The organism is Acidipropionibacterium virtanenii, assembly GCF_003325455.1.
GTDB lineage: Bacteria > Actinomycetota > Actinomycetes > Propionibacteriales > Propionibacteriaceae > Acidipropionibacterium > Acidipropionibacterium virtanenii.
This window is the reverse complement of sequence record NZ_CP025198.1, coordinates 187,465-208,347: the sequence shown is the minus strand read 5'-3', so window position 1 is coordinate 208,347 and position 20,883 is coordinate 187,465. Positions and strand designations below refer to the sequence as shown.

Below are 20,883 nucleotides of genomic sequence, written 5' to 3'. Positions count from 1 at the left end.
TCCCGGAACTCTCCCCACCCCTACCGCGGCTCAACCGGCCCGGTCCAGCAGCACCTCGATGCTCAGCGTGCCGCCGTCCAGCCGGGCCGTGGCGCCGCCGCCCATCTGCCGGGCGAGCGCCCCCACGATCGCCAGCCCCAGACCGGCATGCGGTCCGGTGCGGGCCGAGTCGGCCCGGTAATAGCGCTCGAAGAGCCGATCGACGGCCCGCGGCGTCATCCCCGCGGCATCATTGCGGACGGTCAGCCTCACCCGACCAGCCCTTCCGACCTCCTGCCCGGCCTCCCCGTCGGTCGGGTCGCCCGGCACCTCGGTCAGCCCGATCCACACCCCGCCGGTGGTGTAGCTCAGCGCATTGGCCACCAGGTTGCGCACCATCCTCGCCAGCGAGGTCTCCTCAGCGAGCACCATCACGGGATGGCCGGGCAGGCTCACCTCAGGCTCCACCCCGGCGGTCTCGAAGGAGGTGTGGAAGCCCACCAGCACCTCCCCGACCAGCGCCGTCGCATCGACCGGGGCCAGGTCGACGGCCTCGCCGGGGGCGTCCAGCACCGACAGTTCGAAGAAGTCGTCCAGCAGCCGCGACAGATCATCCACCCGGCGGTTGACGATCTCCAGCCGCTCCCGGTCCCGCCCGGGCCCATCGGGCTCGCCGGCCGCACCGCCCATGCCGTCGCGGGCCAGCAGTTGCAGGTACCCCTTGACGGCGATGAGCGGGGTCTTGAGGTCGTGGGAGATGTCGGCGATCTGGCCGCGCAGCCTCTCCTCCCGCCCCCGCCCGGCGACCGTCTCGCGACGCTCGGCGGCCAGTTGTGTGTCGAACAGCGCCACCAGGGCGTCAAGCTCCCGATCGCCCAGCGCCAGCTCCAGCGGCTCCACCGATCCCCTCCGCGACCGCGCCGCGATCTGATCCCGGACGCGACGCAGCTCGGCATGCCAGCGCCGGGTGCGCACCAGCAGGACCGTCAGGACGACGAGCAGCGCCCCGGCCAGCACCCAGCCGGCCGCCGCCCACGCCGTCACACCCAGCAACGGCACGCCAATCAACGTCACACCCAGCACCGCCGCCTCCAGAACCCCCGACTCACCGCACCTCGCGGCCGGCCAGCGCCAGCCATGACAGCACCAGCGCCACGGGGATGAAGATACCGGCGAACCACCACATCTGGTGCAGCACCCACGGCTCGGCCCAGTACCGGGTGATGCGGTTCATGTGCCACACCGGGTCGGCGGCCAGCAGCCACCCGACGAGCACGTTCGGGTCGGGCCCGGCCATCGCGTTGACGATGATCGTCGCGATGAACAGCACCATCATGATCACGACGGCCGCCATCGAGTTGCGCGTCACCAGGTACACCAGCCCGGTCGCCAGGATCAGCGCCACCAGGATCACGAACTCCAGGCCGACCAGCCCGGCCCACCGACCCACCTGGCGCCCGGTCAGCGAGGCATCACCTGCCGCCAGCGTCACCAGCAGGGTGATGACGTTGTGGAGGGTCCACAGCAGCGCACTCAGCCCGGTGACGACCAGCAGCCTCGACAGGTACAGCACGATCGGGGACTGGCCGCCGGCCACCGCCACCCGGGTGATGCCGTTGCGGTCGTCACCGCCGGCCACCGCGACGGTGGTGACGATGACGGCCAGCACCGAGACGGCTCCGAAGCAGGTCGCGGTGTACATCAGCTCCCAGAAACCGGGACGGTCGCCGAAGCCGAATCCGACGAAGCCGTCGATGAGCGGCGTCCCTCCCGGACCGACACCGGTCTGCCCGCCGAAGGAGAATCCGGACCCGGACTCCCCCTGGGCCATCAGGGCGAACGCCGCCATCGTCAGGACGAACCCGGCGGCGGTCAGGAGCAGGAAGCGGGAGTGGAGGAGCCGGTAGCAGTCGGCGCGCACGATGTTCCAGAGCATGATCAGGCCTTCCTGACGGGGTGGGTGGAGTCCGCGGCGGCGACGAGCTCGGTGAAGTAGTCCTCCAGACTCGCCCCGCGTAGGCCCAGTTCGTGGACGCCGACCCCGGCGTCCACCAGTTCGCGGTTGATGCGGGCGGCCTCATCCAGGTGGCTGCCGATCGTCAGCACGCCGTCGCCGTTGACGGCGAAGTCGCGGACGCCGATGCGCTCCTCCAGCACGGTGGCGGCCCGGGAGACGTCGTCGGTGCGGATCCGCAGGGTGCGGCGGCACTCCTGGTGCAGCCGGTCGGCGCCGACGCGTCGGATCAGCCGTCCGTGGTGGATGAATCCGTAGTCGGTGGCGAACAGGTCGAGCTCGGCCAGCAGGTGGCTGGAGATGAGCACCGTCGCCCCGTCCTCGTGGACCCGGCGCACCAGCTCGTCGCGGACGCGCATCGTCCAGGTGGGGTCGAGGCTGTTGGTGGGCTCATCGAGGACCAGCAGCTCGGGACGCCCCATCAGCGCCATCGCCAGCCCCAGGCGCTGCCTCATGCCCAAGGAGAACTCCCGCACCTTCTTGGAGCCGGTGGCCTCCAAGCCGGTGAGGTGCAGCGCCTGCTCCACGAAGTCGCGGCGCGGCAGGCCCCGCTGGATGCGCAGCGCCTCCAGGTTGCGGGCCGCCGACAGGTCGGGGCCGGCGGCGGCCGTCTCGACCAGCGAGCCGGTGCGCGAACGCTGCCGGGCGGCGTCCCGCCCGCCGTGCCCGAACAGCTCGACCACCCCCGAGGTGGGGCGGGCCAGCCCGGTGACCAGCCGGATGAGGGTCGTCTTGCCGGCCCCGTTCTCCCCGACCAGCCCGAAGATCTGCCCGGCCTCCAGATCCAGGCTCACCTGGTCGACGGCGACGGTGCGCCGATAGTGCTTGGAGACGTCCCTGACGCTCATCACGCTGCTGCTCATGGCATGCAGCCTCGCCCAGACAGGTCAAGGAATCGTCAAGAAACCCGTCAAGATCTTCTCAAGATTCCTTGAGCGTGTACCCGATCCCCCAGACCGTCCGGATCGGATCCTCCCCGCCGGCGTCGCGGAGCTTGCGGCGCAGGTTGTGCATGTGGGCGTTGACGGTGTGCTCCTCGTATCCTGCCGACCGCCCCCAGACCTGCTGGTACAGGCTCGGCTTGGGGTGCACCAACCGCGGGCCGCGCATCAGGACGGTGAGCAGCCCGAACTCGGTGGCGGTCAGGGCCAGGCCGGCCCCTCCGATCGAGGCGGTGCGGGCCGTCTCGTCGAGTTCCAGCTCGCCGACCCGGTGGACGGTGCGCAGCCCGGCCCCATGCCGGGTGCGCCTCATGGTGGCCTCGCAGCGGGCGACCAGCTCGTCGACGTCGAAAGGCTTGGTGAGGTAGTCGTCGGCGCCCAGCTGCAGCAGGTCGATCTTGGAGCGGGTGGTCTGGCGGGCTGAGATGACGATGACCGGGACGTCGGACTCGGTGCGGACGGCTCGCAGCACCTCGTCGCCGCTCTTGAAGGGCAGCATGAGGTCGAGCAGCACCAGGTCGGGCTGCTCGGCGTGGGCCAGCCGGATGCCGTCGGGGCCCGAAGCGGCCGTCACGACGCGGTAGCCCCGTTCCGAGAAGAGCTCGCCGAGGAGACGGGCGGTCTCGCGGTCGTCCTCGACGACAAGTACGACGGGCCGGGTCATGGGGACAGTCTGCCCGCAGCGCCCCCCTGTGTCAGGCTGACTGTGAGCCGGGGCGGACGGCCGAGCGCCGGGGAATGTGAGGACGGCCCCGAAGCCCTGTCGACTTGATGCCCGTCATTTCGCATCAACTCGACAAAAATTCGCCTGCGCTTGGCGTCCTGGCCGCGACGCAGCGCCGCCCAGACGACGGCGGGCTGAGAATTTTCCAGCTACGCCAATGAGCCGCACCATCAGGAATGGTGCTTCACCATGTCCATACATCTCATGAAGGTGGATGCTACTTCCCGTTGAGGCACATGGTGCCACCACGACCTCCGGTATCCGATAAGCCGCATTGGCCAGATCGCGCAGGCTGCCGGAACCGTCATGATGACCTGGGAGGCCAGGCAGTTGCGGCAGTTCGAGGAGAAGATGATGAGGAACGACGCATCGTCTGGCTGACCGACATGATGGGTGTCTGGGCGGCCGAGCACATATTTCGGGCCACCCCGCCAGGGGGAACCTCCCACCGGGTCTACAAGACTCCGTGGCCGGGTGACCCGAGAGTCAATATTCAGAACGATGACGGTTCGGCGAAGGCCTACCGGGTACGCCAGGTGCTGGCAGCGATCGACAAGCTCGTGGAGGAGGACCAATGCCCATCATCAGTGACCACTACAGCTATCGGGTGCGCTGGTCGGCCGAGGACGAGGAGTACCTGGCGACTGTGGCCGAGTTCCCATCGTTGTCATGGCTGGCGGCCAGCTCCCACGAGGCGTTCGAAGGCATCCAGCGACTCGTCGTCGACGTCATGGGCGACATGGCTCACAACCATGAAGAACTGCCCGTGCCCCTGGGCGTCCGGGTCTACTCCGGGAATTTCATGGTCCGCATCCCCCCGGAAGAGCACCGGCAGCTCGCCATTGAGGCGGCCGAACAGCACGTCTCACTGAATAGGCTGGTGGCCTCTCGCCTGGCCGGGGAGTGAAGCTCCTTCGGCGTCCGGGGACGGGCTGATCGCTACGAGCGCGATCCTCGAGGAGGCACGCGGCGAGAAGCTCGACGTGTTCGCGGGACCCCAGGGCATCGAGCCCCAGATCGAGGGGTGGATCCAGCCCAAGGCCGGGGTACGGGTCCGGACAGTTTCTGTCAGCGGTCTCTGGTAGACGTGGATCCTCTGGGATCAGGCGTGATCGACGAGAGAATCCCCACGATGGCAGTGGTATTTCAGGCGCAACGTGGAGAACCTCTCGCCGGCCCGAAATCTGTCGCGCCCCGGACCCGACCGATTCAGGGATGTGAGGTGGGAATCGCTAAGAAAACACCGAGAATCTGAACCGCTATTTTTTAGATTCAAGATCTGGTATATGGCGTTCACATCGTTTAGAGTTGCTCCATGGAACGAGACTTCTGGGAACTCAGCGGGGTGATCGAACAGGCGCTGGACGCCATCGACCACACCGGCGACTCCCGGATGCCCGACACCCAGAAGGTCGCCGCGATGAGACGGGCCCGGGCCCTCGCCGACCGGATGGTGGCCCTGGCCGCCGTCTATACCGACCTGGTGGCCAGAACAGGGGCCACCGAGAAGACCACCGGGACACCCCTGAGCGACTACCTGGCCGTCACCGAAGGACGCAGCTCATCGGAGGCCACCGGCCTGGTGCACCAGGCCAGCCGGATCACCGTCGACCCCCGGGTGCGCGACGCCGCCCTGGCCGGAACCGTGTCCCCCGGCAAGGCCGCCGCAGCCGGCGCCGTGCTGCGCGAGATGCCCCTGACCGAGATGACCGAGGCGCAGCGGAGTGCTGCGTCCGGCGTGCTGCTCGACCAGGCCGCCAGCGGGGCCACCACCCGCCAGATCAGCCGCAGTGCTGACAAGGTGCTGGGCCAGGTCGCCCCCGGCCTGGCCCCGACCGCCGACCAGAAGGCCGCCGAGGCCGAACGCCGCAGGCGCCAAGCCGTCCGCGAGCGCTACCTCACCTTCACCGACACCGGCCAGGGATCGGTCCGCTTCTTCGGACAGCTACCCCAAACCGAGGGAGACCTGCTCCGCAAGGTCGTGCAGGCCTGCGTGGAACGCGGACGCGGCGACGAACGCCGGGAGCTGGAGAACCTCAAGGCGCAGAAGACCTCCGGGGAACTGAGCGCCGGCCAGTACTTCGCCGCACGGACGGCCCTGGGGGAGCGGGAGTCCCGCACCACCGCCCAGCGCCAGGCCGACGCCCTGACCGACATGGTCGCCGTTCTCCAGGACCAGGGACAGATCCCGGTCGCCGGCGGTGAGGCGCCGCGGGTCGTCGTCACCCTCGACTACACAAAGCTCCTGCAGCTGGCTGTGGAGGCGGCGGCCACCGGTACCCGCCCCGACGGGACGGTGCTGGATGAGGTGTCGGCGGCCCGCCTGCGCACCGCCCTGACCGGCACCACCGAATCCGGCCAGGACGTGTCTGCCTCGCAGGTGCGTCTGGCCTGCTGCGACGCCGGAGTCCTTCCCCTGGTCCTCGGAGACCAGTCAGAGATCCTGGATGTGGGCCGGGAACACCGGCTCGTGATACCCCAGATCCGCAAGGCCCTGGCCCTGCGGGACTCCGGCTGCATCTTCCCGGGCTGCACCGTTCCCGCAGGGGCCTGTCAGGCTCACCACATCATCCCCTGGTGGGCCGGCGGGGCCACCTCCCTGGACAACCTCGCCCTTCTGTGCAGGCGGCACCACGGCGTGGTCGAACCCCACCGGTACGACCCCGCAGCCGACCAATGGCGCATCACCTTCGACCCCGACACCGGGAAACCCCAGGTCCACCCACCCCGACGCCTCCGCCACGACCTCCCACCGGGAAGACCGGACCCGGAGGAGAGCTCTGCTCAGCTGGAGGAGGCCGTGGAACCAGAGGGGATGACCATGAGAGAACGCGACGGAATAGGGGAGGACTCTGCTCCAGAGGTGGACAAGAGACGGTCCGATGCAGGACCGGGGAAGAGCTTCCTCCCGGAATCCACAAAGCAGGAACCTCTCATCGCCTGAGTCAGATCTGCCGTGTCAAGCAAGAGAGTTCCGTTCACCAACGCCCCGCCGACCCTGTTCCGCAAGCGACCCAGGACCCAGCTGTCCTGGCTGGACACCATCCCTCGCGAGCAAGCGTGACACGTCGAAAGGGCATCATCCTGGACACTCCTCCACTCGGGTCAATCCTCGAAGGAGTCCTCGTCAATCTCGAGGATCGAGCAGGTCTCCCCCACCGACCCCCGCACCACTCATCACGGCAGCTCCAGCCACCCCGAACAGTTGTGGACGTGGCCGCCTGCCCGCCACAGATCGATCATGGCGCGGTGCAGGCGGGTGTCGTAGGGCAGGTTGTCGAGGATTTCGCCGATCCGCTCGCCGTCGGAGAAGGGCCGGTCGAAACCGAAGAAGATCCCCGAGCCATCAGAAACAGGACGGTCCCACACCGTCCATCGCCGTGCGAAAAGATCCATGTTGGAGCCCGGCATCCGCCCCATGAGATCGGCGTCCAGCAGCCAGGAGTGGCAGACGGCCCGCCCGAAGGTGCCCTCCTCGGTCGCCAGTTCGGGGAAGTGCCCGGTGAAGAATCCGCGGGCCCGCCCCAGCGAGTCGTCGACGACGTCGGGGCTCAGCGATCCGATCGGTGCGATATGGGTGGACAGCACGAGCGGGCCCTTCTCGGCATCGCCCTCCTGCCCGTCGCCGGCGTCCGGCGCCCCGAGAGTCGACCGGGTGATCTCGAACTGGAGCCGTCCCAGCTGAGCGAACCCTCCGCGCCAGATCATCTCGATCCAGTCGGCCTGGCCGAACCCGAACCGCCCGGTCACCGCCATCGTCTTGCGCACCTGGCGGCCCAGATCGCACAGGGTCTCGGCTATCACCTGTTCCGGGTAGCCGATCCCCCTCCAGTGCTCGGCCACATCGGGAGCGGTCTCGATCATGGCGGCCAGCGGGACGGCGCCCTCGACCTCACCGGCCCGTTCAGCAGTGGCGGTCGCCGCCCCGGCAACCGGGATCCCCGCCCGGTCCGCCTCGGTGAGGAAGGTCTTCTGCCCGGAGAAGCGCCCGATCCGCCTGCGGATCAGCCCGGCCATCTCCTCGGCCCGCGCGGACGCCATCCGGTTGCCGGACACCGCCTCGAGAGTCCTCAGAGTGGGAGCCCTCAGATCTGCGCCCAGCCCGACCAGATTCAGCACATCGCTCAGCTCAGGAAATTTGATCATGGTGCTCACCAGGCCTGATTCTCTTTCGGGGGGCGACGCCGCCGCCCATTGCCGCCGAGCTGCCAGGGGTGCGGCCCGTCGAGCGGCCTCACATTGACCCCGGCTGCCTCCAGCCGGTCCATGTGGGCGGCGACACGCGCCCGCACCGCCTCGGCGTCCATCCCGTCGGGCCTGCCCCAGGCCGCCTCGGCCAGTGCGATGGCGCGTGGGAAGGCCATGTACTCGACCTCCTCCATAGTGTCCATGTACTCGCTCCACAGCTGGAACTGAGTGCCCAGCACGCGGCTCCGCTCCTCGCCGGTACACCCCACCACCACGTCCAGCGGATCGAACGAGATGGCGTCGTCCAGGGTGGTCAGCGACCCGATGGAGTAGCGCTCCTGAGGATCCTCGGACTGGTAGTAGTCCAGATAGGTGTGCGACGTCGGCGCCAGGATCGCCTCCATGCCTCCTCTCAGCGCCCGGACGGCGGCGTCGCCGGGACGCCATGCCGCGCACACCAGGCCGTCGACCGGCCCGTCGTCGATCACCTCGTCCCATCCGACCGGGATGCGTCCGCGCTCGACCAGCCAGTCGCGCAGCCATCCGGTGAACCAGTGCTGCAGCTTCTCTGGGACAGTGCCCAGCTCGGCGGCCCGCCGGGCGATCTCGGGCGAGGAGACCCACTGGGTCACCGGGGCCTCGTCGCCGCCGATCGCCACATACTTCGAGTCGAAGATGTCGAGCACCTCGGTCCAGATGTCGGCGACGAACTGGAGCGCGTCCTCGGACATGTTGAGCACATCGTCGCTGATCCCGTACTCGGTGCGCACCTGGCCGGGCACGCGTCCGGGAACCGCCAGAGAGGGCTCGGCTCTCAGGGCGGCGGCGGCGTGGCCGGGGAATTCGAGCTCGGGGACGACGGTGATGCCGTACTGATCTGCGAAGTGCACCAGGTGACGCAGCTGGTTCTGGGTGTAGAAGCCGCCGTGGGGGGTGCCGTCGGCGCCGTGATACGGATTGATCGACTCGAGTCGCCACGATCCGAGCTCGGTGAGACCCGGGTGAGAGAGGCTCTGGAAACGCCACCCCTGATCCTCTGTGAGGTGCAGCACCAGCGTGTTGACGCGCAGCTGACTGAGCAGCTCGACGAAATCCATCACACGGCGGATCGGCATGAAGTGACGGCCCACGTCGAGCATGCAGCCGCGCCAGCCCCATGACGGCGCATCGACGATGCGGACCGCGGGAAGCTCCCACCGGGTGCTCTGCGCGCCGGGGAGGAAGGCGTCGGGGCCCAGCAGCTGGCGCAGCACCTGAGCGGCCCACACGGCACCCCGCTCGCTGCCCGCGGCGATGCTGACTCCTTCCGCGGCGACCTGGATCGTGTACCCCTCCTCGGGCAGGCCGAGGTCGAGGGCCACAGCGATACCAGGGGCCTGCGAGGGCTCCTCGGCCAGGCTCAGCGCCAATCCGGTGGCCTCCGAGAGGACCCGCCGGACGGCCCCGGCCAGGGCTTCATCACCTATGATCCGCGACCCCGGAGTGAGGGCACATCCAGGCCCGTCCTCGACCTCCAGGTGGCGCGGACGGGGAACGATGCCCGTGATCCGGCTGGCAGCGGTGACAGGGCTGTGAGGAGGCATGACGTCAGTACATCACGCGCCTGTTGAAGCGGCGGACGACCGCCCCCACGCTCGCCAGGGCTCGCTGCCCCCACCGGGCGGGTCAGGTCGGGCGGGTCACGTCTGCGACCGCCGGCACCACCAGGCGGCTCAAGTCGGACGGGTCGGGTTCGCTCTGAACAAATTCTGAACAATTTTCATGTTCGACCCCTCGGATACCGTAAGCTGAGTGGGCCATTGGCCCACCGAGAACACCGATCCGACACGTCTGCAGGTGCGGTGAGCTCACCCCGATGTCGAGGAAGTTGAATTGACCAGGATAGTGTCCGCCGCTGTTGCCGTCTCCGTCGCGCTCACCGCCACGGGGACTCTCGCACTGGCCAAGACCCTCAACTGGAACAGTGTCGTCATCAGTGTCGACGGTGTGATCCAGCAGACCAAGGTCAAGCCGGGAACCGTCGCGCAGACCCTCCAGGCCAAGGACATCTCGGTACACCGCCGGGACTCCGTCCAGCCCTCGCTCGGCACCAGAACTTCCAACGGCACCTACATCGCCGTCGACTACGGCCGAAAGCTGACCATCAACCTCAACGGGACGCCGATCACGCGATGGACCACCGCACGCAATGTCGGTGACGCGCTCAGCCAGTTCAACCTCAGCGATCCCGGGAACTACGTGTCGGTGAGCCGATCGACCACCATTCCCCGCAAGGGCCTGAGTTTCACCGTCACAACCGCCAGGAACTTCTCCAGCAGCCCGAAGAGCGCCGCCGTCGGCGAGACATCGACGCCGAGAACCGACGGGGCAGCCAGCGGCAGCACCGGGGCGCCGGCCCCGGGCTCCTCCTCGAACACGTCGAAGGGCACCGCGAAGGCACCCTCGAAGGCCGCTGCCGGAGCAACGTCCTCCAGCCGGTCCAGCGGCACCGGCGCGAAGAGTGGACAGAAGCAACACTCGACGTCGAGATCCCACTCGGGCAAGTCCGGCTCGTCGCATCATCGCTCCACCTCCTCGACGCCGAAGAAGACCAGCCGGACGACGGCGAAACAACATACGAAAAAACAGACGAGACAACGCCCCAAGGCCACAACGAAAAAGCATTCAGAATCGTCGTCATCCCGTTCGAAGCGGCCGAATTCTCACGCCCCGAATAACCGTGTCCACGGCCCGAACAATCGTTCTCACAGTTCGAACAACCGTCACCAAAGCTCGAACAATTCGAACAACCGCTCCTACAACCACCGCAGCGGAAGCGACCATTCGAACCACGGCGGCGGCCCCAGGCGTCACGGGTGGGGGTTCCTGTCCTGGATCAAGTAGCCGCGGATCACCGCAACCGGACCTCCAGCACCGTGTCAATGGGATCGGGCAGCGGATAGCTCCACTCGGGTTGCGGCCCGAAGGAGACCATCGCCCGCGACCTTCCGCCCACCACCGTCCAGGAGTCGACCAGCGGCAGCTCGGAGCCGTCGGCCAGCAGATGCACCGACGCCACCTGGTCGCGGTCCAGCCCGTCGAGCAGCAGTGGGCCGATCGGCGGCTCCATCACGTGGGCGTAGAGCTTCTGGTGACCGGCCGTCCACCACCCCCAGTCCGGCTTGCCCAGACCGGCCGGTCCGCAGCCACGGATCGACGCCGAGTTGACCTCCATCCACTCCCCGATCCGGGCCAGGATCCGCCGCGACCCGACGGGAATGGCGCCGCGGGCGTCGGGCCCCACGTTGAGCAGCAGGTTGCCGCCCTTGGAGACGCATTCCACGAGCCGGTGAATGAGCATCGGGGCGGATTTCCAGTCGGTGTCGGACCGACAGTATCCCCAGTGATTGTTGAGAGTGAGGCAGCTCTCCCAGGGCACCGGACTGCCATGGATATCGACGATCGGCGCGGCGGGGATCACCTGCTCCGGGGAGGTGAAGTCGCCTGACCAGGGGGTCGGGGCGTCGGTGAGCAGGGAGCCGTGGTCGGAGCCCGACCCCTCCAGACGGTTGTCGAGGACGGCATCGGGCTGGAGCTCCCGGACCATGCTCATCAGCTCCGCGGCTCCCCATTCCTGCGGCCCCATCCCGGGATAGGAGAAGTCGAACCAGAGCACGTCCAGCTTCCCGTAGTTCGAGCAGATCTCGCGCACCTGGCCGTGCAGGAACTCCCGGTACGACGCCAGGTCGGGAGCATGATCACGGAACTCCTCGGCGTCGCGCATCGGGTGGTGGAGATCGCCGAAGTGCGGGTAGTCGGGGCGCGCCCAGTCCAGCAGCGAGAAGTACAGCCCCAGCCGGATGCCGCGCGCCCGGAAGGCCGCCAGGAACTCGGAGACGAGATCACGGCCCAGCACGGCGGCCGTCGTGTAATCCGACAGTTCCGAGTCGAAGAGCGCATAACCGTCGTGATGCTTGGCTGTGAGTACGGCGTACTTCATGCCGGCAGCGGCGGCGGTGGCGGCCCAGGCGTCGAAGTCGGGGTCGGGACGGAAGGCCTCCACGGCCGGCCGGTAGTCGTCCAACCCGATGCGCTCGTAGGAGCGGACCCATTCACCACGGGCGGGCACCGCGTAGGCACCCCAGTGGATGAACATCCCGAAACGGTCGGCCCGCCATCGGGCCGACCGGTCGAAACGGGGATCGACGGGCACTGGAGCGGTCAACGAACTCGTCATGGGGACCATCCTCCACCCCATTCCCGCCTCGGATCGGGAAACCAGCCGCGTCCCGGGGCCGAAACGTCAGGAGGCGCGAACGATCGACTCGCCGACCGGGATCCGCCGCTCGGCGGGCAGCCCCCGGAAGGCCGTGATCAGCTCCTCGTCGCAGATTCCCCGGCCGGCAGGATCGGCCGGCCAGGGGGCCAGACCGAGGGCCAGGGTCCGCAGATCCTCCACCGGGACGTCCCGGTAGGCGAGCCACAGTCTGTCGAGGAATTCAGACGTCTCCCAGGGCATCCGCGGCAGGACCCTGCGACGACGCCGCGCGATCGGCCTGCGCCCGGAGAACCGGCACAGCTGGGACGGCACCACCGGTCCGTGCTCCAGCGCATGCACCTCCTCGGCGAACAGCCTGCGGCCGGTCGAGGCGAGGCAGTGACCCTGGGCCAGGTACATCAGCAGATGCAGCTTCATCGGAGTCACGCTCGATCGTGGACGCTGCGCGTCCAGGTCGATGAGGTGGTCGGCGACGGCGTCAGCGGTGATGCTGGGCCCGGTCAGCGCCTCCCGCGAATTCTCCCCCCAGTAGCGCATACCGATCACCCGTCCGCACGATCGACGGCGGCCGGTGGGAGGTCGGCGGCCAGCAGCGGAGAGTGCATCCCTGTGCTCCCCAGCCCTGAGACGAGGTCGGCGGGAATGACCCGCCCGGTGCTCACGGCGTTGTGGCCCAGCTCGACCGCCAACCGGCCGGAACGACGGCCGACGTGGCCCGAACCGGAAATCTCGTTGGTAGTCATGCTCTGGGCAACGCTCAGTTGACGCGCGCTATTCCCGCTTTTCCCGGTTCCAGTATCCGGGACCTCTTCGGACGCCGGGGGTCACCCGCGACCGTGCCCGATCCCAGCCTGCGGAGGGCGCGACGTCACCCCTTGTGAGCGGATATACCGGAATTGTCAGTGAGCGACGTCACACTGTGGGTATGGCTGAGGAGGAACCGCCCCGCACGGCTCCCAGATACACGGTGAGCCAGGACGGCGTCGTCATCACACCCGAGGTGTGGGCGAAGGCCGGGGACGACGACGCCCGCGACCAGCTGCTCGCCGCAAGTATGAGCCCCGAGGAGTTCGCCGCGTACAAGCGCGGCCGGCAGGCACGCGATGAGGTGGACCGCCTGCTGAGCCACCCGCCTCCCCCGGCACCGGTCACCGGACCCACCTACTGGATGAAGCTCCGGTCCGTCTCCGCCGCCATCCGGCCCCGCAGGCGGCTCACCTTCTGGTACGGGGCCGAGAAGGGGATCTCCCACCGGCACGTCGACCCGCTGCGTCTCACCCGGGTGCGGCGCCACTGGTATCTCGACGCGTGGGATCTCGACAAGGAGGCCGGGCGGCTGTTCCGAATCGACCGGATGGCGCCGCCTCATGTGGGCGACAGGCTGCCCGATCCCCGCCCGGTCCCCCACCGGGTACCGCCCGACGACTTCCGCGCCCAGGCACTCGATCCTCGAACCCGGCTCGGGGCCGACCTCGTCCTGCGCTGCCAGGAGGACGACGCCCTGGGGCGGTTGCCCGACGTCGACGGGATCCTCGATCCCCTCGACTGGCAGACCTTCGCATTCACCGCTCTGGTCGGTGACTGGCGACAGCTCGTCGCCGCCCTGGCGACCGTCGACGCCGCGATCACTGTACGGGGACCGGACGAGTTCCTGGAGTACCTCACCCGGGCCGCCACCCGCCTGGCGACCATCTCCGGGCGCACCGAGGAGGACGTGCGCTGAATGCTCAGCCGGTACCGTCTGAACCGTGCCACGTTCGCTGCGAGTCATCCTGGCGGTTCTCGCCGCCGGCCTCGTCGCAGGCGTCGCCGGTGGCCTGCTGAGCCTGCTCAATCACGGCATCGAGACCCTGGCCATGGGCCGTCCCTACTTCCGCGACCCCGCCGGAGTCGCCTCCGTGCCCACCTGGCGACGAATCTGCGTGCCGGTCATCGGCGGCCTGGCGGCCGGACTCGTCTGGACCCGGCTCCGTCGACGAGGACAGATGGTCTCGGTGCGTCAGAGCGTCGACGCCGCCCATCCGCAGCGTCTGAGCCCCGACACGGTGGTCGACGCCCTCGCCCAGCTGATCATCGTCGGTTCGGGCACCTCCTTGGGGCGCGAGACCGCGCCCCGCCAGATCACCGGATATCTGGGCCAGGTCATCTCCGAACGGTTCGGACTGGGCCGGGAGGGGCGGCGAACCATCATCGCCACCGCCTCGGCCGCCGGCCTGGCCGCCGTCTACAACGTCCCACTGGCGGGTGCCCTCTACGCCCTCGAGCTCATCCTCAAGCCGGACCTGCGCACCAGGAGGGGCTGGCTGGAAGTGCTGGCGGCCGCCGCCGTCTCCGGGCTGGCAACCGTCACAGCGTGGATGTTCAACGGCAATGCGGCCACCTACTGGCTGCCCCACCGCAGCGCACTGCAGCCGAGCTGGCACGACGGGCTGGTGCTGCTCATCATCGCCATGGCGTGCCTGGTCGGAGGCGGCCTGTTCGGGCGGTGCGTGACCGCCGCGAAGGTCCGTCCGGTCCCCGTCCGGGCGCTGTGGTGGTCAGCTCCTCTGGGATCTGCTCTGGTGGCGGTCATCGCCCTGGTGATGCCCCAGGTGCCCGGAAACGGCCAGATCATGGTCCAGGCGGTGCTCGAGCGCCCGCTGCTGCTGAGCACCCTGGGCCTGATGGCGATGGCTAAACTGCTGGGCACCTCCATCGCGCTGCGCACCGGTGCCACCGGAGGTCTTCTGACACCGTCGCTGGCGGTCGGTGCCTGTCTGGGAGCGGCCGTCGCGGTGGCCTCGGGCCATACCACCGCAGGGGACGTCGCCGTCTTCTCGGTGGCCGGGGCGGGATGTCTGCTGGCAGTGACCCAGGAGGCCCCGTTGTTCGCCCTGGCCTTCATCCTGGAACTCGTCAAGGCTCCGGCCGATCTCATCACCGCGGTCTGTGCGGCGGTGTGGCTCACCTGGGCCGGTCATCTCGGTTTCACCCGGGTGCTGGCGCTCTGGCGGGGTCGCAGGGCGCAGCCGGACGGGTGAGCCCGCAGATCTGCCGGAGAATTCCGGCATGCACCGGGTGGATCGGAGGATTCCGGCATGCACCGGGTGGAATGACCGCCCGCCACCTAGAATCCAGCCATGGCCGGGCAGAAGAAGAACAGTGGGAGCGGCGTGATCGCCGTGGCCGTGGTGGCCGCCGTGATCGTTTTCAACGCCGTACCGAGCCTCGGGATCCTGCCCGTGGTGATCCTCATCCTGGTGCTCATCCTGGTGGGTCTCACCCGCGCCGCTGTCGCTGGCAACAAGCGCGCCTCCAACCAGGTGACGGGTCCGGGCCAGGGCGGGTCCCACCCGGGTCAGGCACCGGTCCGGCAGCTCGGCCAGGCGCAGGAGTTCGGTCAGTACCAGTCGTCAGGCCAGTCCCGGCCGTCGGAGCAGTCCCGGCCGTCGGGCCCGATCGAACCGTTCAATCCGATCGAACCCTTCAACCCGATGCGGCCGGCGACATCGACGGCGGGCTCGGCCGAATACACGACCACGATGTCGCAGCAGGCCCAGCAGCGTCTCAAGGATGAGATCCGCAGGCGGCTGGCCACCACCCAGAGCGGCCAACAGGCTCTGGAGCTGCAGACCGCCGCGCGGGAGCAGGACGCCGGGCGGCACGTCATCACAAGGCGGTCGGCACCCCCGAGCGCACCGGGGCCCACCGGCTCCTCGTCGCCGACCGCCACTCGGCCGGCTCCGCAGGCCCCCCGGCCGACGTCGACCCCTCAACCTCCGCCGGTGCCACCGTCCCGGCAGAGCTCCCGAAGAGCTCCCGGCAGCGAGATCGACCTGCGCGACGTCGATCTGGCCGATGCCGGACCCGGGATGCGCCCGGGCGCCGATATCGACCTCCATGACGTCCAGGCGGGCCCGGTCGGCAATGACCTGGACCTGCCAGCCCGGTCACGGGGGCGTCTGCCGGCCCCGAGCGCGACGGTCCGTTCGCTCACCGGATCCAGCGCGATCAGCAACGCCGGAGCACCGTCCAGCCTGCTCGGCTCGGCCATGTCGACGTCGTCGCTGTTCTCCGCGGCGACCGGCTCCTCGCTCACCCTCAGCTCCCTGAGCCGGTCCGAGGACTGATCACCGGTCCCGCGACCCGGGATCTGGTCAGGCGCGGAAGGCGCTGCTGGCCCAGGCCCGCCCGTCGGCGGTGAAGGCGAGCACCTCGCAGCCCCGCGCGATGGCGAGCAGGAGATCGCTCGAGTCGCCGTCCCGGATCCCGGCGGCCAGCAGACGCGCGGTCATGATGTCGGGAGCTACCACCGTCACCTGGGAGAAGAGCGTCCCCGCAGCAGCATCGAGGGAGTCCGCGGTGACGGTGGAGACGGCGCGCAGATCGCCCCGGCACACCGCCTGGCTGATGAGGGCGTCTCCCCCCGGCTCGGTGATGCCGACCGCCCACGGCTCCCCGTGCACCGGGGCCGGACCGCAGGTGAGCACGTCTCCACCGGCGGTGACGCACCAGTTCTCGATCCCGGCCGCGACCAGGATGCGACCAGCGGCGTCAACCGCCATCGCCCGGGCGCCGGACAGGTCCACCCCCGGGTCGACGGTCCGGGGATCCGGCCCGCCCCGGGAGCGGTCGGTGCAGGTGAACTCGGCGCGCACCGCATGAAGCACCTGGGAGTAGGTCCGGGGATCAAGGCGGCACGACGTCGTCACGCTGACGGCGGCATCGCCCACGTCGAAGACGCAGCGGCGGACGAGGGGGGCATCGGGGAGGCGGCGCTGCATCGACGGCGTCGCGAGGACGCAGCCCTGGACTGGCGGGGTGTCGAAGACCGATCGCTGGGTGAACGGAGCGTCGATCCTCCGGATGCTGAACTTCCCTGAAGCCGTCGTTGCTGTGGTCATGGACACAATCCATCGCGCCGTACTGTGGTGAAGCTGTGACTGCTCTGATGTTCCGCTGAGATCTGTGCACAGACGCGTGGACAGCCATCCCGACGCCCCGCCTGCAACCCCATCCCGACGTCCCGCCTGAAGGGCCTTCCCCGTAGGCTGTGACCATGGCAGAGATGCGTGAAGAGAAAGACAGCATGGGCACGATCGAGGTGCCTGCCGATCACTACTGGGGGGCCCAGACGGAGCGTTCCCTCCACAACTTCGAGATCGGCCGCGACACCTTCGTGTGGGGCCGCGACATGATCCGTGCGCTGGGCACCCTCAAGAAGTCGGCAGCCCTGGCCAACAAGGAGCTGGGCGAGCTGCCGGGCGATGTCGCCGACCTCATCGTCGCGGCCGCCGACGAGGTCATCGCGGGCAAGCTCGACGACGAGTTCCCGCTGGTGGTCTTCCAGACCGGCTCGGGCACCCAGTCGAATATGAACACCAACGAGGTGATCTCCAACCGCGCCATCGAGATCGCCGGCGGGCAGATGGGCTCCAAGGCGCCCGTCCACCCCAACGACCACGTCAACCGGGGTCAGTCCTCCAACGACACCTTCCCGACCGCCATGCACATCGCCGTGGTCACCGAGATCAACGAGAAGCTGTACCCGGCGGTCTCTCAGCTGCGCGACACCCTCGACGCCAAGGCCAAGCAGTACGACGACGTCGTCATGGTGGGCCGCACCCACCTGCAGGACGCCACCCCGATCCGTCTCGGCCAGGTCATCTCCGGCTGGGTCGCCCAGCTCGACTTCGCCCTGGACGGCATCCGCTACGCCGACTCGCGGGCCCGCGAACTGGCCATCGGCGGCACCGCCGTGGGCACCGGCCTCAACGCCCACCCGAGGTTCGGCGTCACCGTCGCCAAGCACGTCACCGAGGAGACCGGCCTGGAGTTCAAGCAGGCCGAGAACCTCTTCGCCGCGCTGAGCGCCCACGACGCCCTGGTGCAGGTCTCCGGCTCCCTGCGGGTGCTGGCCGACGCGCTGATGAAGATCGCCAACGACGTCCGCTGGTACGCCTCCGGCCCCCGCAACGGCATCGGCGAGCTGCTCATCCCCGAGAACGAGCCCGGCTCCTCGATCATGCCCGGCAAGGTGAACCCGACCCAGTGCGAGGCCATGACGATGGTCGCCACCCGGGTCTTCGGCAACGACGCCACCGTCGGCTTCGCCGGTTCCCAGGGCAACTTCCAGCTCAACGTGTTCAAGCCCGTCATGGCCCACGCCTGCCTGGAGTCGATCCGCCTGCTCTCGGACGCCTGCGTGTCCTTCGACACCCACTGCGCCTACGGCATCGAGCCGAACATGGACAAGATCAACGAGAACCTGGACAAGAACCTCATGCAGGTGACCGCCCTCAACCGCCACATCGGTTACGACCTGGCCTCGAAGATCGCCAAGAACGCCCACCACCAGGGCATCTCGCTGCGCGAGTCGGCCCTGACCGTCGGCGGGATGACCGCCGAGGACTTCGACAAGTGGGTAGTCCCCGCCGATATGACCCATCCGTCCGCGGCTGAATAATCAATGGAGGGGGCAACCCCCCACCGAGGATTTTCCTCCCAACACGCCGTCATCGCGCTCTCCAGAGCTGCGGGACGGCGTGTTGGGAGTGAATCCTACGAGGCGACGATGCCCGGCAGACCCGGATCGTCCATCCAGGGCAGCAGGGGCTCGAACCGGTCCTTCCAGGATCCGCCGTCCAGGGCCGTCAGAAGGCCGGTCACGCCGCCCTCTCCCAACGCCCGGCACAGCGCCGCGAAGGTCACCGCGGCATTGGTCGCCGGGCCCCCGGCGCCCGTGAAGCTCCCCACCGAGAGGGTCTTGGCCGTCAGCTCGGGCCGGTGATCGACCCCTCCATGTCGAGATGAGACCCGCCCGAACAGCACCGGGAGCGGGGTCTAGGGTGGGCCACATCCCACGGGAGTCCTCGGCAGAGGACTGAGATCGGGCTCACGCCGCCCGGACCGTTCGAACCTGTTCGGATCATGCCGACGTAGGAAGAAGGAGCTGACTGGCATGCCCATGTCCACCCGCACCACCCCCGAGAAGGACGCCACGACTGCGCGCCCGGACGGGGAGAACTACCCCACCCACCACCTCGGCCATCTGGTCGACGCCGCCCACGGGATCGACGTCCCGGTCACCATGATCAACCAGGACGACGCCCCCGACGGCAGCGCCAATCCCCCGCTGGCGGTCTACCGCACCATCGGCCCCGACTGCGACGTCACCCGCGGCCTGCCGTCGCTGCGCTCCGGATGGATCACCGGGCGCGACGACGTCGAGAGCTACGAGCCGCGAGGCCGTGATCTGTCGGACGACGGCCGCTCGGCGGTGCGCCGCGGTGCCGCCAGCCAGGAATGGAAGGGGGAACGGCGTCCCCCGCTGCGGGCCCGGGCCGGCGCCACCGTCACCCAGATGCACTACGCGCGGGTCGGCGTCATCACCCCCGAGATGCGCTACGTGGCGCTGCGCGAGGGCTGCGACGTCTCCCTGGTGCGCGACGAGCTGGCCGCCGGGAGAGCGATCATCCCCGCCAACGTCAACCACCCCGAGGCCGAACCCATGATCATCGGGAAGGCCTTCGGGGTGAAGGTCAACGCCAATATCGGCAACTCGGCCGTCACCTCGTCGATCGCCGACGAGGTGGACAAGCTGCGCTGGGCCACCCGCTGGGGCGCCGACACCGTGATGGACCTGTCCACCGGCGACGACATCCACACCACCCGCGAGTGGATCCTGCGCAACTCCCCGGTGCCGATCGGCACCGTGCCGATCTACCAGGCTCTGGAGAAGGTGGACGGGGATCACCAGGCGCTCACCTGGGAGATCTTCCGCGACACCGTCATCGAGCAGTGCGAGCAGGGCGTCGACTACATGACGATCCACGCCGGGGTGCTGCTGCGCTACGTGCCGCTGACCGCCGACCGGGTCACCGGGATCGTCTCGCGCGGCGGATCGATCCTGGCCGGCTGGTGCCTGGCCCACCACCGGGAGAACTTCCTATACGAGCACTTCGACGAGCTCTGCGAGATCTTCGCCCGCTACGACGTCGCCTTCTCCCTGGGTGACGGGCTGCGGCCCGGATGCCTGGCGGATGCCGACGACGCCGCCCAGTTCGCCGAACTCGACACCCTGGCCGAGCTCACGAAGCGGGCCTGGGAGCATGACGTCCAGGTGATGGTGGAGGGGCCCGGCCACATCCCCTTCCACCTGGTCCGCGAGAACGTGGAGCGCCAGCAGGAGCTGTGCGACGGCGCCCCCTTCTACACCCTGGGGCCGCTGGTCACCGACATCGCGCCCGGCTACGACCACATCACCTCGGCCATCGGTGCCACCGAGATCGCCCGCTACGGCACGGCGATGCTGTGCTACGTCACCCCCAAGGAGCACCTCGGGCTGCCCGATCGCGACGACGTCAAGACCGGCGTCATCACCTACCGGATCGCCGCCCACGCGGCCGACGTCGCCAAAGGCCACCCCGGAGCCCGGGAGCGCGACGACGCCCTGTCGAAGGCGCGCTTCGAGTTCCGCTGGCGCGACCAGTTCGGGCTGTCCCTGGACCCGCAGACCGCCGAGTCGATGCACGACGAGACCCTGCCCGCCGAGCCCGCGAAGACGGCCCACTTCTGCTCCATGTGCGGGCCGAAGTTCTGCTCGATGAGGATCTCCCAGGACATCCGCGACGACTTCGGTGACGCCGCCGAGCAGCGACGGGTGGCCGAGGCCGGAATGGCCGCGAAGGCGGCGGAGTTCAGGGCCTCCGGAGGAGAGGTGTACCTGCCGGACCCGGTGCGCCGCTGAGCGGTCAGGGGCCGGTGGGGGAACCGGTCACCCACTGTGGGCGGTGAGCTG

Annotated in this window: 19 protein-coding genes and 1 riboswitch; of the genes, 8 read left to right on the top strand and 11 right to left on the bottom strand. The window is 68.9% G+C overall.

All coding sequences use genetic code 11. The annotated features are described in order from the left end of the window. Positions 1-30: 30 nt before the first annotated feature. Genes JS278_RS00940 through JS278_RS00925 form a run of 4 tightly spaced genes read right to left on the bottom strand, consistent with a single transcriptional unit; the run spans position 31 to position 3,598 of the window. Positions 31-1,053: a sensor histidine kinase gene (locus tag JS278_RS00940; protein ID WP_147243105.1), complete on the bottom strand. Its 1,023-nt coding sequence runs from the start codon at positions 1,051-1,053 to the stop codon at positions 31-33. 31 nt (positions 1,054-1,084) lie between these two features. Continuing rightward, positions 1,085-1,915 carry a hypothetical protein gene (locus JS278_RS00935; RefSeq protein ID WP_114043546.1) on the bottom strand — a complete coding sequence of 277 codons (831 nt, stop codon included), beginning with the start codon at positions 1,913-1,915 and terminating at the stop codon, positions 1,085-1,087. A gap of 2 nt (positions 1,916-1,917) precedes the next feature. Beyond that, positions 1,918-2,856, bottom strand: a complete 939-nt coding sequence (locus JS278_RS00930; RefSeq protein WP_114043545.1) for an ABC transporter ATP-binding protein — start codon at positions 2,854-2,856, stop codon at positions 1,918-1,920. Positions 2,857-2,914: 58 nt separating this feature from the next. After that, a complete protein-coding gene (locus JS278_RS00925; protein ID WP_114043544.1) occupies positions 2,915-3,598 on the bottom strand; it encodes a response regulator transcription factor in 684 nt (227 codons plus the stop codon). Between the two features lie 634 nt (positions 3,599-4,232). Between JS278_RS00925 and JS278_RS00915 the strand changes: the two genes are divergently transcribed. Both JS278_RS00915 and JS278_RS00910 read left to right on the top strand, forming a co-directional pair. Continuing rightward, positions 4,233-4,565, top strand: coding sequence for a type II toxin-antitoxin system HicB family antitoxin (locus tag JS278_RS00915; RefSeq protein ID WP_114043543.1), 333 nt, complete (start codon positions 4,233-4,235; stop codon positions 4,563-4,565). Positions 4,566-4,973: 408 nt separating this feature from the next. Further along, the gene (locus tag JS278_RS00910) at positions 4,974-6,602 is read left to right on the top strand and encodes an HNH endonuclease signature motif containing protein (RefSeq protein ID WP_114043542.1); all 1,629 of its coding nucleotides are present in this window, start codon (positions 4,974-4,976) and stop codon (positions 6,600-6,602) included. Between the two features lie 233 nt (positions 6,603-6,835). On the opposite strand, the gene JS278_RS00905 is transcribed toward JS278_RS00910, so the two are convergent. Together JS278_RS00905 and JS278_RS00900 are read right to left on the bottom strand one after the other, a co-directional pair. Beyond that, positions 6,836-7,804, bottom strand: a complete 969-nt coding sequence (locus tag JS278_RS00905; RefSeq protein ID WP_245935250.1) for an acyltransferase domain-containing protein — start codon at positions 7,802-7,804, stop codon at positions 6,836-6,838. A gap of 5 nt (positions 7,805-7,809) precedes the next feature. After that, positions 7,810-9,429 (bottom strand): beta-N-acetylhexosaminidase, encoded by a 1,620-nt coding sequence (locus JS278_RS00900; RefSeq protein ID WP_114043540.1) that lies wholly within the window; start codon positions 9,427-9,429, stop codon positions 7,810-7,812. A 289-nt stretch (positions 9,430-9,718) separates the two neighbouring features. On the opposite strand from JS278_RS00900, the gene JS278_RS00895 reads away from it, so the two are divergent. Then, positions 9,719-10,729: a ubiquitin-like domain-containing protein gene (locus JS278_RS00895; RefSeq protein WP_114043539.1), complete on the top strand. Its 1,011-nt coding sequence runs from the start codon at positions 9,719-9,721 to the stop codon at positions 10,727-10,729. A gap of 7 nt (positions 10,730-10,736) precedes the next feature. Here JS278_RS00895 and JS278_RS00890 read toward each other — a convergent pair whose 3' ends face one another. The 3 genes from JS278_RS00890 to JS278_RS00880 form a co-directional block, all read right to left on the bottom strand. After that, entirely contained in the window at positions 10,737-12,062 is a 1,326-nt protein-coding gene (locus tag JS278_RS00890) for an alpha-L-fucosidase (RefSeq protein WP_114043538.1), read from the bottom strand. Between the two features lie 66 nt (positions 12,063-12,128). After that, positions 12,129-12,650, bottom strand: coding sequence for a Panacea domain-containing protein (locus JS278_RS00885; protein WP_147243104.1), 522 nt, complete (start codon positions 12,648-12,650; stop codon positions 12,129-12,131). Then, entirely contained in the window at positions 12,647-12,847 is a 201-nt protein-coding gene (locus JS278_RS00880; RefSeq protein WP_114043536.1) for a hypothetical protein, read from the bottom strand. Before JS278_RS00880 ends, JS278_RS00885 begins: the two co-directional genes overlap by 4 nt. Before the next feature lie 182 nt (positions 12,848-13,029). On the opposite strand from JS278_RS00880, the gene JS278_RS00875 reads away from it, so the two are divergent. The 3 genes from JS278_RS00875 (at position 13,030) to JS278_RS15760 (ending at position 16,213) form a co-directional block, all read left to right on the top strand. Continuing rightward, a complete protein-coding gene (locus tag JS278_RS00875; RefSeq protein WP_114043535.1) occupies positions 13,030-13,827 on the top strand; it encodes a helix-turn-helix transcriptional regulator in 798 nt (265 codons plus the stop codon). Positions 13,828-13,852: 25 nt separating this feature from the next. After that, the gene (locus tag JS278_RS00870) at positions 13,853-15,124 is read left to right on the top strand and encodes a chloride channel protein (RefSeq protein ID WP_114043534.1); all 1,272 of its coding nucleotides are present in this window, start codon (positions 13,853-13,855) and stop codon (positions 15,122-15,124) included. A 99-nt stretch (positions 15,125-15,223) separates the two neighbouring features. After that, entirely contained in the window at positions 15,224-16,213 is a 990-nt protein-coding gene (locus JS278_RS15760) for a hypothetical protein (RefSeq protein ID WP_147243103.1), read from the top strand. Between the two features lie 27 nt (positions 16,214-16,240). Here JS278_RS15760 and JS278_RS00855 read toward each other — a convergent pair whose 3' ends face one another. Continuing rightward, the gene (locus tag JS278_RS00855; protein ID WP_114043531.1) at positions 16,241-16,987 is read right to left on the bottom strand and encodes an FAD:protein FMN transferase; all 747 of its coding nucleotides are present in this window, start codon (positions 16,985-16,987) and stop codon (positions 16,241-16,243) included. Positions 16,988-17,142: 155 nt separating this feature from the next. On the opposite strand from JS278_RS00855, the gene fumC reads away from it, so the two are divergent. Then, entirely contained in the window at positions 17,143-18,549 is a 1,407-nt protein-coding gene (gene fumC / locus JS278_RS00850; protein ID WP_114046036.1) for a class II fumarate hydratase, read from the top strand. Between the two features lie 95 nt (positions 18,550-18,644). On the opposite strand, the gene JS278_RS00845 is transcribed toward fumC, so the two are convergent. After that, positions 18,645-18,914, bottom strand: a complete 270-nt coding sequence (locus JS278_RS00845) for a hypothetical protein (RefSeq protein WP_114043530.1) — start codon at positions 18,912-18,914, stop codon at positions 18,645-18,647. A 23-nt stretch (positions 18,915-18,937) separates the two neighbouring features. Then, a riboswitch (TPP riboswitch) is annotated at positions 18,938-19,045 on the top strand. Here JS278_RS00845 and thiC point away from each other — a divergent pair. Further along, the gene (gene thiC / locus JS278_RS00840) at positions 19,045-20,832 is read left to right on the top strand and encodes a phosphomethylpyrimidine synthase ThiC (protein ID WP_114046035.1); all 1,788 of its coding nucleotides are present in this window, start codon (positions 19,045-19,047) and stop codon (positions 20,830-20,832) included. It overlaps the preceding riboswitch by 1 nt. Positions 20,833-20,883 lie beyond the last annotated feature (51 nt).